The sequence below is a fragment of the Bacillus sp. FSL E2-8887 genome (genome assembly GCF_038007205.1).
In the GTDB taxonomy this organism is placed as follows: Bacteria; Bacillota; Bacilli; order Bacillales; family Bacillaceae_G; genus Bacillus_A; species Bacillus_A mycoides.
Genome location: NZ_JBBOWS010000001.1, coordinates 3,391,313 through 3,406,591, shown reverse-complemented (window position 1 = coordinate 3,406,591; position 15,279 = coordinate 3,391,313). Strand labels below are relative to the sequence as shown.

At 36.9% G+C, this 15,279-nt stretch carries 14 protein-coding genes; all 14 read left to right on the top strand.

The genetic code is table 11. The features are described 5' to 3' along the window. Positions 1-89 precede the first annotated feature (89 nt). The 14 genes from ymfI to miaB all read left to right on the top strand — a co-directional run bounded on the left by ymfI (position 90) and on the right by miaB (position 15,278). A complete protein-coding gene (gene ymfI / locus NSQ08_RS17245) occupies positions 90-803 on the top strand; it encodes an elongation factor P 5-aminopentanone reductase (protein WP_002014593.1) in 714 nt (237 codons plus the stop codon). A gap of 76 nt (positions 804-879) precedes the next feature. Continuing rightward, positions 880-1,128, top strand: coding sequence for a DUF3243 domain-containing protein (locus tag NSQ08_RS17240; protein ID WP_000114449.1), 249 nt, complete (start codon positions 880-882; stop codon positions 1,126-1,128). A 139-nt stretch (positions 1,129-1,267) separates the two neighbouring features. Beyond that, positions 1,268-2,053: a DUF3388 domain-containing protein gene (locus NSQ08_RS17235; RefSeq protein ID WP_000574107.1), complete on the top strand. Its 786-nt coding sequence runs from the start codon at positions 1,268-1,270 to the stop codon at positions 2,051-2,053. A gap of 21 nt (positions 2,054-2,074) precedes the next feature. Next, positions 2,075-2,986 (top strand): helix-turn-helix domain-containing protein, encoded by a 912-nt coding sequence (locus NSQ08_RS17230; protein ID WP_002142844.1) that lies wholly within the window; start codon positions 2,075-2,077, stop codon positions 2,984-2,986. A 63-nt stretch (positions 2,987-3,049) separates the two neighbouring features. Continuing rightward, positions 3,050-3,628 carry a CDP-diacylglycerol--glycerol-3-phosphate 3-phosphatidyltransferase gene (gene pgsA, locus NSQ08_RS17225; RefSeq protein WP_002014596.1) on the top strand — a complete coding sequence of 193 codons (579 nt, stop codon included), beginning with the start codon at positions 3,050-3,052 and terminating at the stop codon, positions 3,626-3,628. Between the two features lie 20 nt (positions 3,629-3,648). Continuing rightward, entirely contained in the window at positions 3,649-4,887 is a 1,239-nt protein-coding gene (locus NSQ08_RS17220; RefSeq protein WP_340777270.1) for a competence/damage-inducible protein A, read from the top strand. 143 nt (positions 4,888-5,030) lie between these two features. Further along, on the top strand, positions 5,031-6,062 hold the full coding sequence (gene recA, locus NSQ08_RS17215; protein ID WP_002014599.1) for a recombinase RecA: 1,032 nt from the start codon (positions 5,031-5,033) through the stop codon (positions 6,060-6,062). A gap of 483 nt (positions 6,063-6,545) precedes the next feature. Further along, the gene (gene rny / locus NSQ08_RS17210; RefSeq protein WP_002014600.1) at positions 6,546-8,111 is read left to right on the top strand and encodes a ribonuclease Y; all 1,566 of its coding nucleotides are present in this window, start codon (positions 6,546-6,548) and stop codon (positions 8,109-8,111) included. 179 nt (positions 8,112-8,290) lie between these two features. After that, on the top strand, positions 8,291-9,085 hold the full coding sequence (locus NSQ08_RS17205; RefSeq protein WP_002014601.1) for a TIGR00282 family metallophosphoesterase: 795 nt from the start codon (positions 8,291-8,293) through the stop codon (positions 9,083-9,085). Between the two features lie 149 nt (positions 9,086-9,234). Beyond that, positions 9,235-9,495, top strand: a complete 261-nt coding sequence (gene spoVS, locus NSQ08_RS17200; protein ID WP_000404341.1) for a stage V sporulation protein SpoVS — start codon at positions 9,235-9,237, stop codon at positions 9,493-9,495. A gap of 59 nt (positions 9,496-9,554) precedes the next feature. Then, positions 9,555-10,478, top strand: a complete 924-nt coding sequence (locus tag NSQ08_RS17195) for a dipeptidase (protein WP_012261534.1) — start codon at positions 9,555-9,557, stop codon at positions 10,476-10,478. Positions 10,479-10,705: 227 nt separating this feature from the next. Beyond that, entirely contained in the window at positions 10,706-12,463 is a 1,758-nt protein-coding gene (locus tag NSQ08_RS17190) for a 2-oxoacid:acceptor oxidoreductase subunit alpha (RefSeq protein ID WP_002014603.1), read from the top strand. Continuing rightward, positions 12,450-13,316 (top strand): 2-oxoacid:ferredoxin oxidoreductase subunit beta, encoded by an 867-nt coding sequence (locus NSQ08_RS17185; RefSeq protein WP_002088040.1) that lies wholly within the window; start codon positions 12,450-12,452, stop codon positions 13,314-13,316. The genes NSQ08_RS17190 and NSQ08_RS17185 overlap by 14 nt, the downstream gene beginning before the upstream one ends. A gap of 432 nt (positions 13,317-13,748) precedes the next feature. Beyond that, on the top strand, positions 13,749-15,278 hold the full coding sequence (gene miaB / locus NSQ08_RS17180) for a tRNA (N6-isopentenyl adenosine(37)-C2)-methylthiotransferase MiaB (RefSeq protein ID WP_340777257.1): 1,530 nt from the start codon (positions 13,749-13,751) through the stop codon (positions 15,276-15,278). Position 15,279: the final 1 nt, after the last annotated feature.

Below are 15,279 nucleotides of genomic sequence, written 5' to 3'. Positions count from 1 at the left end.
CTATATCCCTCATCTAACGTTTGGTTATTGCCAAATGGTAAGATGAGGGTATTATTTATTTATACATAAAAAGATAAGAGAGGGAATTTATGAAAAAGTATGCATTAGTAACTGGAGGAAGCGGAGGGATTGGCTCTGCTATTTCGAAGCAGTTAATCGAGGATGGTTATACAGTCTATATTCATTACAATAAAAGCGAAGAGAAGATAAGGGGGTTACAAAAGGAGTTTGATGCAGTGATTCCTGTGCAAGCAAATTTAGCTTCTATCGATGGAGCAGAGAAATTGTGGGGACAAATCGAACATCCTATTGATGTTATTGTATACGCAGCTGGAAAGAGTATATTTGGATTAGTAACGGATGTTACGAACGAAGAATTAGATTATATGGTGGAGCTTCAAGTGAAGAGTGTATATAGACTTTTATCGATGGCGCTTCCACCGATGATCGGGCGGAGAAGTGGTAATGTTGTTGTTATTTCATCCATTTGGGGGCAAATAGGAGCGTCTTGTGAGGTGCTGTACTCAATGGTGAAAGGTGCACAAAATTCATATGTGAAGGCTTTAGCGAAAGAAGTTTCTCTAAGTGGATTGCGCGTTAATGCGGTAGCGCCAGGTGCGATCGAAACAGAAATGTTAAATGTATTTTCAGAAGATGATAAAAATGAAATTGCTGAAGATATTCCATTAGGTAGAATAGGACTACCCGAAGAGGTAGCAAAAACAGTATCATTCCTCGTTTCGCCAGGAGCTTCTTATATTACGGGGCAAATTATCGGAGTGAATGGCGGTTGGCATTGCTAAAAAATTCTTACATAAAAAACAAGAAATTGTACAAATTAAGCATGATTCTATTACTAAAATAGTGAGGTGCTTAAACATGTCAGTGTTAGATAATTTTGATCAGTGGAAGAGCTTTTTAGGAGAACGTTTAGAACAAGCGGGGGGAAAAGGGCTTGATGGTGGTGCCGTATCAGATATGGCATTTCGTGTTGGTGATTATTTAGCAAATGAAGTAGAAGCGCGCAACGATCAAGAAAAATTATTGTCTGAGCTTTGGAAAGTTGCTGATGAACAAGAGCAACATACAATTGCAAATTTAATGGTGAAGTTTGTACAACATAAGTAAAAGTAGAGAGGAGCTTCTCCTCTCTACTTTTTTTGTATAGTAATTAGGAGGAATAGATTATACATTTAGCTTCCCTATTAAGGTGAAATCATATAATATAGTACGTAGGTGTAAAGTAAGCGTAGGGGAGTGATCTTGGATGATTGAATGGTATTTTGAATATGAAATACATAAAAACCGACCTGGCTTACTTGGTGACGTTTCTTCGTTAATCGGTATGCTTGGCATCAATATTGTCACAATTAATGGTGTAGATAATGCACGACGTGGACTTTTGCTTATGTGTGATAATCAAGAGCAAATCTCTAGACTTGAATCAATTTTAAATACGATGGATAATATAACGGTAACGAAATATCGTCCGCCAAAGCTTAGAGATAAGCTAGCAGTTAGACATGGTAGGTACATACAACGAGATGCAGATGATAAGAAAACATTTCGATTTGTGCGTGATGAATTAGGATTGCTTGTAGACTTTATGGCGGAGATAATGAAAAAAGAAGGTCATAAATTAATTGGGATACGAGGAATGCCTCGTGTCGGAAAAACAGAATCTATTGTTGCCGCAAGTGTTTGTGCAAATAAGAGATGGTTATTCGTATCATCTACTCTCATTAAGCAAACTGTTCGTAGCCAATTGATTGAAGATGAGTATAGCGACGATAATATTTTCATACTAGATGGAATTGTGTCGACAAAGCGTGCAAATGAAAGACACTGGCAGCTCGTTCGTGAAATCATGAGATTGCCTGCAACGAAAGTTGTGGAACATCCGGATGTGTTTGTGAGTCAGTCAGAATACACATTGGATGATTTTGATTATATTATCGAATTGCGTAACGATTATGATGAAGAAATTCAATATAATTTAGTAGATGAAATTGAGCAAGGTACGCAAAACAATTTCTCTATGTTCGACTTTTAAAGAAATATTGAGGTGTTAGTAGTGACGGAATTAGGACAAAAGCTGACAGAAGCAAGAGAAGCGAAAGGCTTATCTATTGATCAGCTGCATGAGATTACAAAAATTCAAAAACGCCATTTAGTAGCGATTGAAGAAGGCAATTATGATGTGTTGCCAGGAGCTTTTTATGCGCGTGCATTCATTAAACAATATGCAGATGCTGTTGGATTAAATGGAGAGGAACTGCTTGTGGAATATCAGAGTACGATACCACAGTCTGAAAAACGTGAAGTTCCACAAGTATCAACTGGACAAAAAACACAAGAAACAATGCAAAAATCTTCATCATGGCCAATTGCGGATCATATGCCCAAAATTTTGATTGCGTTGTTAGTAATCGCATTTGGAGTGGTAGTCTGGTTTGTTATTCAAGCGTTAACTGGAAAAGATGATAGGCAAGTTCAAAATGCTCAAAGTGAGAAAATTGAGGTTCAAAAAGCAAAAAATTCTCCGTTAGATACGAAGAAAGATGAAGCGAAAGCGGAAGAACCAAAAAAAGAAGAACCAAAGAAAGAAGAACCAAAGAAAGAAGAGCAACCAGCGCAACCAACTGGACAACAAGAAGTGAAGGTAGTTGGAACGAGTGGTAAGGTATCTACTTTGGAAATTCATAATAATAAAACATTAGAACTGGAAATTTCAGCGAAGGGTGCAAGCTATGTAGATGTTAAAGATGATGCGGGTAACGAAATTCTAAACACTACAGTACAAAGTGGTCAAACAGAAAAACGTGATTTATCAACAGTAAAAGAAGTGCGGCTTAATATTGGAAGTGCACCGAATGTTGAAATTAAACTGAATGGCCAAGTGGTTACTTTCCCATTAGATCCAGCAAAAGAATATCACCAAAGATTGGTGATAAAAAACCAAGGGATAGGGCAAGCTGCGCAATAACAGTCATCGCTTCGATGACTTTTTTCAATGAACAAATGTTTTTGACATGATGGAGGAATAGCTGTGAATTTACCAAATAAAATTACAATATCTAGAATCTTCTTAATTCCAATTTTTATGGTAATTATGTTAGCGCCCTTTGAGTGGGGCTCATTTATAATTGGTGATGTAGAGTTACCAATTCAACATTTAGTAGGGGCACTTATCTTTATTATTGCTTCGGCTACAGATTGGATTGATGGACATTATGCAAGAAAGTATAATCTTGTAACGAATTTAGGGAAATTCCTTGACCCGTTAGCAGATAAATTACTTGTTTCGGCAGCACTTATCACATTGGTAGAAATGCAATATGTACCTGCTTGGATCGTTATTGTAATTATAAGCCGTGAGTTTGCAGTAACAGGTTTACGCCTTGTACTTGCTGGGACAGGGGAAGTAGTTGCAGCAAATCAGCTAGGGAAAATTAAGACATGGACACAAATTATTGCAATTGCAGCATACTTATTACATGATGTACCGTTAAATCTACTTCATATTCCAGTTGCAGATATTTTCATATGGATTGCATTATTCTTTACCGTTATTTCAGGATGGGATTATTTCTGGAAAAATAAAGATGCTTTTGTAAACTCAAAATAGAAGTTTATGGGGGAATTGGGATGAATGCTGAAATTATTGCGGTTGGAACGGAATTATTACTTGGACAAATTGCAAATACAAATGCCCAGTTTTTATCTGAAAAGTTAGCTTCAATCGGAATTAACGTGTACTACCATACTGTTGTTGGGGATAATAACAAGCGATTACAGAAGGCAATTGAATTGGCTGAAGAACGAGCTGATATGCTCATTTTTACAGGTGGATTAGGACCGACAAAAGATGATTTAACGAAAGAAACAATAGCGTCTAGTTTAGATGAAGAGCTTGTGTATGATGAAAAGGCATTAATATCGATAAGCGATTATTTTAAGCGTACAGGCCGTGAATTTACGGAGAATAATAAAAAGCAGGCGCTCGTTTTAAATGGATCGACTGTATTTGCGAATGATCACGGTATGGCGCCTGGTATGGGATTAAATACGAATGGAAAAGTTTATATTTTATTACCAGGACCACCAAAAGAAATGAAGCCGATGTATATAAGTTACGTAGAGCCTTTTTTATGTAAGTTTACAACGGGGGAAAATATTTATTCTCGTGTTCTTCGTTTTTTTGGTATTGGGGAATCTCAATTAGAGGTGAAAGTTCAAGATTTAATTGATGGACAAACGAACCCAACCATTGCACCACTTGCAAATGATGGAGAAGTGACATTACGTTTAACTGCCAAACATCATGATGCTGATGAGGCGGAGAAACTGATTCAGCATGTGGAAGATTTGATTTTAGAAAGAGTAGGAGAATTTTTCTACGGATATGACCAAGATTTCCTTCATTACAAGGCAATAAGGCTATTGAAGGAAAAAGGGTTAACTTTAGCGTGTGCAGAAAGTTTAACAGGTGGTCTTTTTGGAAATCAAGTAACAGAAAATGCTGGTGTTTCGTCTGTATTTAAAGGCGGTGTCATTTGTTATCAAAATGATGTGAAGCAACAAATTTTACATGTACCTGAAGAAGTGTTACGTACTGATGGCGCGGTTAGTAAACAGTGTGCTCGCTATCTTGCTGAAAATGTAAAGAAACTGTTAAAAGCAGATATCGGAATTAGTTTCACTGGGGTGGCAGGGCCGGATGCTTCAGAGCATAAAGAACCAGGAACAGTATTTATTGGATTGGTGATTAAAGATGAACCAGCTGTAGTCTTCTCGCTTAATTTAAGTGGAAGTCGTCAACAAATTAGAGAACGCTCTACAAAATATGGATTTTATCATTTATTTAAAAAGCTAGAAGAGATATAAATTTCTTCTAGTTTTTTTTGTTGGAAAACCTAGTTTTATTCGATATAAAATAAAAAAATCGAATAAATGTTCGATTTTTGTTGGCAAATTGAATTGAAAATAGGTATAATAAGATTAGCAATTTAGTTAAGGAGGAATTTTGAATGAGTGATCGTCAAGCGGCATTAGATATGGCGTTAAAACAAATAGAGAAGCAATTCGGTAAAGGTTCAATTATGAAATTAGGAGAACAAGCGGAGCGTAGAATTTCTACAATTTCAAGTGGTTCTTTAGCACTTGATGTGGCACTAGGGGTAGGCGGATACCCACGTGGCCGTGTTATTGAAATTTATGGACCTGAAAGTTCAGGTAAAACAACAGTTTCATTACACGCAATCGCGGAAGTACAGCGTCAAGGTGGACAAGCAGCGTTCATTGATGCGGAGCATGCAATGGATCCTGTATATGCACAAAAATTAGGTGTTAACATAGATGAATTACTATTATCACAGCCTGATACAGGGGAGCAAGGACTAGAAATCGCAGAAGCACTTGTACGAAGTGGAGCGGTTGATATTATCGTAATTGACTCTGTGGCAGCTCTTGTACCGAAAGCTGAGATCGAAGGGGACATGGGTGACTCTCACGTTGGTTTACAAGCACGTTTAATGTCACAAGCACTTCGTAAACTTTCAGGTGCAATCAACAAATCAAAAACAATCGCAATCTTTATCAACCAAATTCGTGAAAAAGTTGGGGTTATGTTCGGGAACCCAGAAACAACTCCAGGTGGTCGTGCGTTGAAATTCTATTCAACTGTCCGTCTTGAAGTACGTCGTGCTGAGCAGTTAAAGCAAGGTAACGATATTGTTGGTAATAAAACGAAAGTAAAAGTAGTTAAAAATAAAGTAGCACCGCCATTCCGTGTTGCTGAAGTTGATATTATGTACGGAGAAGGTATTTCAAGAGAAGGTGAAATCTTAGATATGGCTTCTGAACTTGATATCGTTCAAAAGAGCGGTGCTTGGTACTCTTATAATGAAGAACGCTTAGGACAAGGTCGTGAAAATTCGAAGCAATTCTTAAAAGAGAATACGGATTTAAGAGAAGAAATTGCCTTCTTTGTTCGTGAACATCACGGAATTGGTGAAAACTCTGGTGTTGAAGACACGGAAGATTCAACTCGTCAAGATTAAAAAATAAAAGACACGGTCCCGTGTCTTTTATTTTTTAATCCACTATGAAAGCGTTATATATAGCTGGAGATAAAATATTTATTCTATCCAAAAGGCTATGTGTAAAGGGGAATATTCATATATTTTAAGTGAATGAATTGGGATTTTCTAAGGTTTTCCAGGATAATATGCTGTCTGTTTTTTAAATCCATATAAGATTCAGGGCTTAAGGTAAAGAAAGTAAAAGTAGACAACGCTTGACAATGAAAATTGCGATAGATACAATGAGAATGTATATTTTTTCTTATATACGATATACTCTTCTCAAGAAGAGAAGTAATATTCGGAGTAAGACTTAAATCTTGCCGAAATAATAATATGACATTTTAATTGTGAAATGAAGAAAGTCCCTTAAAAAAGCGGGACGACGGTCTTTGCTGTACGTTGTAATTCAATGTACATGCCGACAGTCTTTTTTCATTCATAGCAAGGGGAGGTGAAATCATGAGTAGTAGTACAGTTTGGATACTCATCTCCATTTTGCTTGCAACAGTCGGTGCAGTTGTTGGCTTTTTTGTTCGAAAGTCTATTGCTGAAGCGAAGATTAATGGTGCAGCTAATGAAGCAAAACGTATTCTAGACGAAGCGAATCGTGATGCTGAAGCACTTAAGAAAGAAGCGCTTTTAGAAGCAAAGGATGAAATTCATACACTTCGTACAGAAGCTGAATTAGAAATTCGTGACCGTAGAAGCGAATTACAAAAACAAGAAAATCGTTTAATGCAAAAAGAAGAGAACCTTGATCGTAAAGACGAAACGCTCGATAACCGCGAGCGACAGTTAGAAAAGAAAGAGGAATCTCTTGTAGCGAAACAACAACAGATTGAAGAGTTGGAAAGCAAAGTGGGAGAGTTAGTTCAAAAGCAACAAACAGAATTAGAGCGCATTTCCAATCTGACCCGCGAACAAGCGAAAGCAATTATTCTTGGTAAAGTGGAAAGTGAAGTTTCTCATGAAATTGCCGTTATGGTAAAAGAAAGTGAAGTTCGCGCGAAAGAAGAAGCGGATAAGAAGGCAAAAGAGATTTTATCTCTTGCAATGCAAAGATGTGCAGCTGATCATGTTGCTGAAACAACCGTTTCGGTTGTAAATCTTCCAAATGACGAAATGAAGGGACGTATTATCGGACGTGAAGGTCGTAACATTCGTACGTTAGAAACGTTAACAGGTATTGACCTTATTATCGATGATACACCAGAAGCTGTAATTCTATCTGGATTTGACCCGATTCGTCGTGAAACAGCTCGTATCGCTCTTGATAAACTAGTACAGGACGGACGTATTCACCCAGCGCGTATTGAAGAGATGGTCGAAAAATCAAGACGTGAAGTGGACGAGTATATTCGTGAAGTCGGAGAGCAAACAACGTTTGAAGTGGGTGTTCATGGCTTACATCCAGATTTAATTAAAATTTTAGGTCGTTTAAAATACCGTACAAGTTACGGACAAAACGTCTTAAAACACTCTATGGAAGTTGCATACTTAACTGGACTTATGGCAGCGGAGCTTGGTGAGGATGAAAAACTAGCAAGACGTGCTGGTCTATTACATGATATCGGAAAAGCAATCGATCATGAAGTAGAAGGTAGCCACGTTGAAATTGGTGTTGAACTCGCAACGAAATATAAAGAGCATCCTGTTGTAATAAACAGTATCGCATCTCACCATGGTGACACAGAACCAACTTCTATCATTGCAGTTCTAGTTGCTGCAGCAGATGCATTATCAGCTGCAAGACCGGGAGCTCGTAGTGAAACGCTTGAGAATTACATTCGTCGTCTTGAAAAGTTAGAAGAAATTTCAGAGTCTTATGAAGGCGTAGAAAAATCTTTCGCAATTCAAGCAGGACGTGAAGTTCGTATTCTGGTAAAACCAGATACAATTGATGATTTAGAAGCTCATCGTTTAGCTCGTGATATTCGAAAACGTATTGAAAATGAACTGGATTATCCAGGACATATTAAAGTAACTGTTATTCGTGAAACACGTGCAGTGGAATACGCAAAATAAAGTGGTGAAACACCACTTTATTTTTTTGTGTTGGAATTGGGTAAAATAAAGAAAATTATTTATGAGCAGTATGCAAGTGAAAGAAACTTATAATAGATAAATTGTAACTGTTGTAAGGAAATAGCTTTAAGGTTATAGTATGGTAATAAAAAATGTAGTACATAGAAAGGGTAAGACATATGAGAATATTATTTGTTGGGGATGTAGTAGGATCTCCTGGTAGAGACATGATTCAACAGTACGTACCGGCATTAAAGAAGAAATATACACCGACAGTAACAATTATTAATGGAGAAAATGCTGCGGGTGGACGTGGAATTACGGAAAAAATATATCGAAACTTTTTAGAGTGCGGGGCACAAGCGGTTACGCTTGGAAACCACGCTTGGGATAACCGTGAAGTATTTGAATTTATCGATGATGCAAAATATCTTGCAAGACCAGCTAACTTCCCAGAAGGAACGCCGGGAAAAGGGCTTATCTTTGTAAATTGTAATGGAACAGAAGTTGCAGTTATTAACTTACAAGGACGTACTTTCCTTCCTCCAATTGATTGTCCATTCCGTAAAGTGGATGAGTTAATCAGTATTGCAAAAAAACGTACAAACATTATCTTTGTTGATTTTCATGCTGAAACAACAAGTGAGAAGCAGGCGTTAGGTTGGTATGTAGACGGTCGTGCTACAGCGGTAGTAGGTACACATACACACGTTCCTACAGCTGATAATCGTATTTTACCAAGCGGAACAGCTTATATTACAGATGTTGGTATGACAGGCCCATATGATGGGATTTTAGGTATGGATCGCGAAGCGGTATTGAAGAAGTTTTTAACGAACTTACCAGTGCGTTTTGAAGTGACGAATGGTAGAACACAATTAAGTGCAGTGTTAATTGATGTGGATCCTAATACAGGGAAAGCAAAGAAAATTGAGCGCATTTTAATTAATGATGACCAGCCATTTTTTGACTGATTTTTAACGAAAAGTTAGAGAATTCGTTATATTTTAATTTTTTAGAAAAATTACAGAAATTTAGCAGGAATACGTGCCATTCCTCGTGAATATAAGTTAAAGTGAAATAATTGCTATTACTTTTTATAGAAACGAGGAGGAAACGCGGAATGGAAATATTAAAAGTTAAAGCAACGTCGGTCCCTAATTCTGTAGCTGGTGCACTTGCAGGTGTTATTCGCGAACGCGGAACAGCAGAAATTCAAGCTATTGGTGCAGGTGCATTGAACCAAGCGGTAAAGGCAGTAGCAATTGCAAGAGGATTTGTAGCGCCTAGCGGTTTGGACTTGATTTGTATCCCAGCGTTTACAGATATTATGATTGATGGTGAAGAGCGTACAGCGATAAAATTAATTGTAGAACCTCGTTAAGTTGAAACAACCTGTTTGCATGTATGCAAACAGGTTGTTTTTGTAATGGAGGAATGAAAATGAAAATTTTTGATGCACATTGCGATGTACTCTTTCAGTTATGGAGTGCAAAGGGAAAAAAAGACTTTCAAAACGATTCACAATTACATATTACATTTGAACAATTAATGAAAAGAAAAGGAAGTATACAATGCTTTGCTATATATATACCAGAAACAGTAGCGTATGAAAAGCGTTTTGAAGTTGCGCTGCAAATGATAGATATTTTTCATAATGAAATTCTATCGCTACCAGGAATGAAGTTTATTCAGACAAAAAACGATATTAACATGCTAAAACAGGACGAGATTGGAGCATTATTAACATTAGAAGGATGCGAAGCAATTGGAAAAGAAGAGATGAAATTACGTTTGTTTTATCGCTTAGGTGTACGTTCCTTTGGATTGACATGGAACTATGCCAATCTGTTAGCTGATGGAGCGCTAGAGGCACGTGGAGCAGGTTTAACTACATTTGGTAGACAAGTTGTACAAGAACTTAATACGTTACATTTATGGACCGATGTGTCTCACTTAAATGAAAGAAGCTTTTGGGATGTTATTGAAATTGCTAAAAACCCAATTGCATCTCATTCAAACTGTTATCAACTTTGTGGGCATCCACGCAATTTAACCGATGAACAAATAAGAGCCCTTATAAAGAAAAATAGCATTATTGGTATTACTTTCGTACCGCAGTTTTTAACGAATGAAAGACAAGCGAATATAGCAGATATATTAAGGCATGTGGAATATATTTGTTCATTAGGTGGAGAAAAAAATATAGGATTCGGTTCTGATTTTGATGGGATTTTAGAAACTGTTGTAGGTGTAGAAGTATATAGGGATTATGAAAATATAATTAATCAACTGTGTAAAAAGTATAATGAATCAACTGTAGAGCGATTTTTGTATAAAAATTTTGTTGACTGTATAACGTTCTAAAGAATATGTTTTAAAAATTCAGAAGAATTAAAATAAATTCACTTGAATTTATTGATTTTTTTAAGACCTAATACTAGAATGGTAAACGAAATAGCATTATACTAAAGATTCAGGGAAAACAGAAGAGGCATAATTTGCGTCCATTGTAGTTTATTTGCATAAAAAATGCTAAACTAATACTGTAAAAAAATACACTACAATGAATGCAGCCAAAAGGGGTGTAGGAGATGATTAGTCAACTTTCATGGAAAGTTGGAGGCCAACAAGGTGAAGGAATTGAAAGTACAGGGGAAATCTTCTGTATTGCATTAAACCGATTAGGATATTACCTATACGGTTACCGCCACTTCTCATCACGTATTAAAGGCGGCCATACAAATAATAAAATTCGTGTAAGTACAACAGAAGTACGCGCGATCTCAGATGATTTAGATATTTTAATTGCTTTTGATCAAGAAACAATTGATTTTAACTTCCACGAACTACGTCCGGGCGGAATTGTAGTTGCGGATGCGAAATTTAATCCGACAATACCTGATAATACAGATGTAAATCTATATGTGATACCGTTTACAGATATTGCTTCAGAATTAGGCACATCTTTAATGAAAAATATGGTTGCTGTTGGGGCATCTAGTGCGGTATTAGGATTAGACGAAACAGCTTATTTAGAGGTTGTTGAAGAAATCTTTGGTCGTAAAGGAGAGCAAGTCGTTCAAAAGAATATGGAAGCAATTAAACGCGGCTCTCAATACATGAAAGAATTGCTTGGTGAGAAAGTAAACATGATGCAGCTTGAAAAAGCTGACGGTAAGAAACGCATGTTTATGATTGGAAACGACGCAATCGCATTTGGTGCGGTAACTGGTGGCGCTCGCTTTATGTCTGCATATCCAATCACACCTGCATCTGAAATTATGGAATATTTAATTAAAAAGTTACCGAAAGTCGGCGGAACAGTAATCCAAACTGAGGATGAAATCGCAGCTTGTACAATGGCGATCGGTGCAAACTACGCTGGTGTTCGTACATTAACAGCATCTGCTGGTCCTGGTCTTTCTTTAATGATGGAAGCAATTGGTTTAGCAGGTATTACTGAAACACCGCTAGTTATCATTGATACACAACGCGGTGGTCCAAGTACGGGCTTACCAACAAAACAAGAGCAGTCTGACTTAATGGCTATGATTTACGGAACACATGGTGAAATTCCAAAAATCGTAATGGCGCCAAGTACAGTTGAAGAAGCTTTCTATGATATTGTAGAAGCGTTTAACTTAGCAGAAGAATATCAAGTGCCTGTTATTTTCTTAACAGATTTACAGCTTTCTTTAGGAAAGCAAACAGTAGAACCACTTAAGTTAGATAAAGTGGAAATTCGTCGTGGTAAGCTTGATTTAGAAGTAGAATTACCAGAACGTGAAAATAAAGCATACTTCAAGCGTTATGAAGTAACAGAAGATGGAATTTCACCACGTGTTTTACCTGGTATGAAAAATGGTATTCACCATGTTACAGGTGTAGAACATGATGAAACGGGTAAACCATCTGAATCAGCGTTAAATCGTAAAGATCAAATGGACAAACGTTTCCGTAAAATGGCGAATTTACAGTTTAATACCCCTATTTACAAAAATGCTAAGCATGATGACGCAGACGTATTGTTAGTAGGCTTTAACTCAACTCGTGGTGCGATCGAAGAGGCAATGCAGCGTTTAGAACAAGAAGGAATGAAAGTAAACCATGCCCATGTACGTTTAATTCATCCGTTCCCAACAGCTGAAATCGATCCACTTGTGAAAAAAGCGAAGCGTGTTGTAGTAGTAGAAAACAATGCAACTGGTCAGCTTGCTAACATTATGAAAATGAATCTTGGCAATGGTGAGAAAATTTCTAGTCTTTTAAAATACGATGGAAATCCATTCTTGCCGAAAGAGATTTACAACGAATGTAAAAAAGGGGTTGTATTAAATGGCAACATTTAAGGACTTTCGTAACAGCGTAAAACCAAACTGGTGCCCAGGTTGCGGAGATTTCTCGGTGCAGGCTGCGATTCAGCGTGCGGCAGCTAACGTTGGTTTAAATCCAGATGAGCTAGCTGTTATTTCTGGTATCGGCTGTTCCGGTCGTATTTCAGGGTATATTAATTCATATGGTTTGCATAGTATTCACGGACGTGCCCTTCCGATTGCACAAGGTGTGAAAATGGCAAATCGTGATTTAACAGTTATTGCATCCGGTGGTGACGGTGATGGTTTTGCGATTGGTATGGGACATACAATCCATTCTATTCGTCGTAACATTGATATTACGTACATCGTAATGGATAACCAAATTTACGGATTAACAAAAGGTCAAACTTCACCACGTAGTGAAGCTGGATTTAAAACGAAAAGTACACCACAAGGTTCAATTGAACCATCACTAAATGTTATGGAAATGGCTTTAACAGCTGGTGCGACATTTGTGGCGCAAAGCTTTTCAAGTGATTTAAAAGAATTAACGCAAATTATTGAAGCTGGTATTAACCATAAAGGCTTTTCATTAATTAATGTATTTAGTCCATGCGTTACTTATAATAAAGTAAATACTTATGATTGGTTTAAAGAGAATTTAACGAAACTAAGTACAGTAGAAGGATATGATCCATCTAACCGCATGATGGCTATGCAAACATTAATGGAAAAGAACGGGTTAGTAACAGGTTTAATTTATCAAAACACAAAGCAGCCTTCTTACCAAGAGCTTGTAAAAGACTATAGTGAAAAACCTTTAGTGCAAGCTGATTTGAATATGGATCAGAAAATGTTTGATGAGCTTGTTGCTGAATTTATGTAATGATCGGAGAGAAGGTTGCCGCTTGGTAACCTTCTTTTTGAGTGAATAAAAATAATTAATAGATTTGTTTACTTAGAAAATTCAGAATGATAAAATAATATATAAATCGTTGTATAAAAATAGCATGTTCAATAACTGTGAAATGAAATATAGGATAAGAAGCCTTCTTCGTTAAAGTTGGCTAAAGGCTCTATACTATGATAATGTGTATAGGGATAAAGCAATATACTTTTGGGTAGGACAAGATGAAATAAAAAAAGGGAATGTCTATTTGTGTGGGGAAGACTTCATTCTTACGGATGATTAGATCGATTACTCAAGTTTCAAAGGGCAAGTTATCTCTCATGCTATCTAACATCATTGAGATGGGTCTAAGCGCATTAAAATGGACTACAGAGTGTGTGTATAGTTAAGGGTGAAAGGAGATTACCGATGAACGAGCAACAACGATTAGCAAGTCGACAAGCAAATTCCTCTACGAAAAAAGAAGAGAAAGATTATAGTAAATACTTTGAAAGTGTATACCAACCACCTTCCTTGAAATTGGCGAAAAAGCGTGGGAAAGAAGAAGTTAAAATTGAAAGAGATTTTGGCCTACCTAAAGAGTTTCGCGATTTTGGCGCAGGAAGAAAGTTTTACATTCGTACATATGGCTGTCAAATGAATGAGCATGATACAGAAGTAATGGCTGGGATTTTTACAACACTTGGATATGAGCCAACCTTTTCAACTGAAGAGGCAGATGTGATTTTATTAAATACTTGTGCAATTCGTGAAAATGCTGAAAATAAAGTGTTCGGTGAACTTGGTCATTTAAAATCATTAAAGCGAAGAAATCCGGATCTTATAATTGGTGTATGTGGTTGTATGTCTCAAGAGGAATCTGTTGTAAATAAAATTATGCAAAAAAATCAGCATGTAGATATGGTGTTTGGTACACACAATATTCATAGATTACCGTATATCTTAAAGGACGCAATGTTCTCAAAAGAGACGGTAGTTGAAGTTTGGTCAAAAGAAGGGGATGTAATTGAAAACCTTCCGAAAGTACGTCGTGGTGATATTAAAGCTTGGGTAAATATTATGTATGGCTGTGATAAGTTTTGTACATATTGTATTGTACCGTATACACGCGGAAAAGAGCGTAGCAGACGTCCAGAAGATATTATTAAAGAAATTCGCCATCTAGCTGCGAACGGTTATAGAGAAATTACGTTACTTGGACAAAACGTAAACGCATACGGTAAAGACTTTGAAGATATACAATATGGTCTTGGCGATTTAATGGATGAACTTCGTAAAATCGATATCGCGCGTATTCGTTTTACAACGAGTCATCCACGTGATTTTGATGATCATTTAATTGATGTTCTTGGAAAAGGTGGTAACCTAGTAGAACATATCCACTTACCGGTTCAATCTGGTAGTACAGATATGCTCAAAATTATGGCGCGTAAATATTCGCGAGAACACTATTTAGAGCTTGTACGAAAAATTAAAGAAGCCATTCCGAATGCAGTGCTAACGACTGATATTATCGTTGGTTTCCCAAATGAAACGGATGAGCAGTTTGAAGAGACGATGTCGTTATATCGTGAAGTAGGATTTGATACGGCATTTACATTTATTTATTCTCCGCGTGAAGGTACACCAGCTGCAAAAATGCAAGATAATGTTCCGATGGAAGTGAAGAAAGAGCGATTGCAACGCTTAAATACACTAGTGAATGAATATGCAGTTAATAAGAATAAGCGTTATATAGGTCAAATTGTAGAAGTATTAGTTGAGGGAGAAAGTAAGAATAATCCTGAAGTACTTGCGGGATATACACGTACGAATAAACTTGTAAACTTTGTTGCTTCAAAATCTTTAATTGGTCAGCTTGTGAAAGTAAAAATAACGGAAGCAAAAACTTGGTCTCTTAACGGGGAATTGGTTAAGGAGCCGATTGAGGTGAAATAAT

What these genes read in the sequence shown, in the direction of transcription:
- NSQ08_RS17185 (WP_002088040.1), top strand. Translation starts at nt 12,450, where the DNA reads ATGGCAACATTTAAGGACTTTCGTAACAGCGTAAAACCAAACTGGTGC.
- rny (WP_002014600.1), top strand. Translation starts at nt 6,546, where the DNA reads ATGAGTAGTAGTACAGTTTGGATACTCATCTCCATTTTGCTTGCAACA.
- NSQ08_RS17190 (WP_002014603.1), top strand. Translation starts at nt 10,706, where the DNA reads ATGATTAGTCAACTTTCATGGAAAGTTGGAGGCCAACAAGGTGAAGGA.
- miaB (WP_340777257.1), top strand. Translation starts at nt 13,749, where the DNA reads ATGAACGAGCAACAACGATTAGCAAGTCGACAAGCAAATTCCTCTACG.
- NSQ08_RS17205 (WP_002014601.1), top strand. Translation starts at nt 8,291, where the DNA reads ATGAGAATATTATTTGTTGGGGATGTAGTAGGATCTCCTGGTAGAGAC.
- spoVS (WP_000404341.1), top strand. Translation starts at nt 9,235, where the DNA reads ATGGAAATATTAAAAGTTAAAGCAACGTCGGTCCCTAATTCTGTAGCT.
- NSQ08_RS17195 (WP_012261534.1), top strand. Translation starts at nt 9,555, where the DNA reads ATGAAAATTTTTGATGCACATTGCGATGTACTCTTTCAGTTATGGAGT.
- NSQ08_RS17220 (WP_340777270.1), top strand. Translation starts at nt 3,649, where the DNA reads ATGAATGCTGAAATTATTGCGGTTGGAACGGAATTATTACTTGGACAA.
- NSQ08_RS17235 (WP_000574107.1), top strand. Translation starts at nt 1,268, where the DNA reads ATGATTGAATGGTATTTTGAATATGAAATACATAAAAACCGACCTGGC.
- ymfI (WP_002014593.1), top strand. Translation starts at nt 90, where the DNA reads ATGAAAAAGTATGCATTAGTAACTGGAGGAAGCGGAGGGATTGGCTCT.
- recA (WP_002014599.1), top strand. Translation starts at nt 5,031, where the DNA reads ATGAGTGATCGTCAAGCGGCATTAGATATGGCGTTAAAACAAATAGAG.
- NSQ08_RS17240 (WP_000114449.1), top strand. Translation starts at nt 880, where the DNA reads ATGTCAGTGTTAGATAATTTTGATCAGTGGAAGAGCTTTTTAGGAGAA.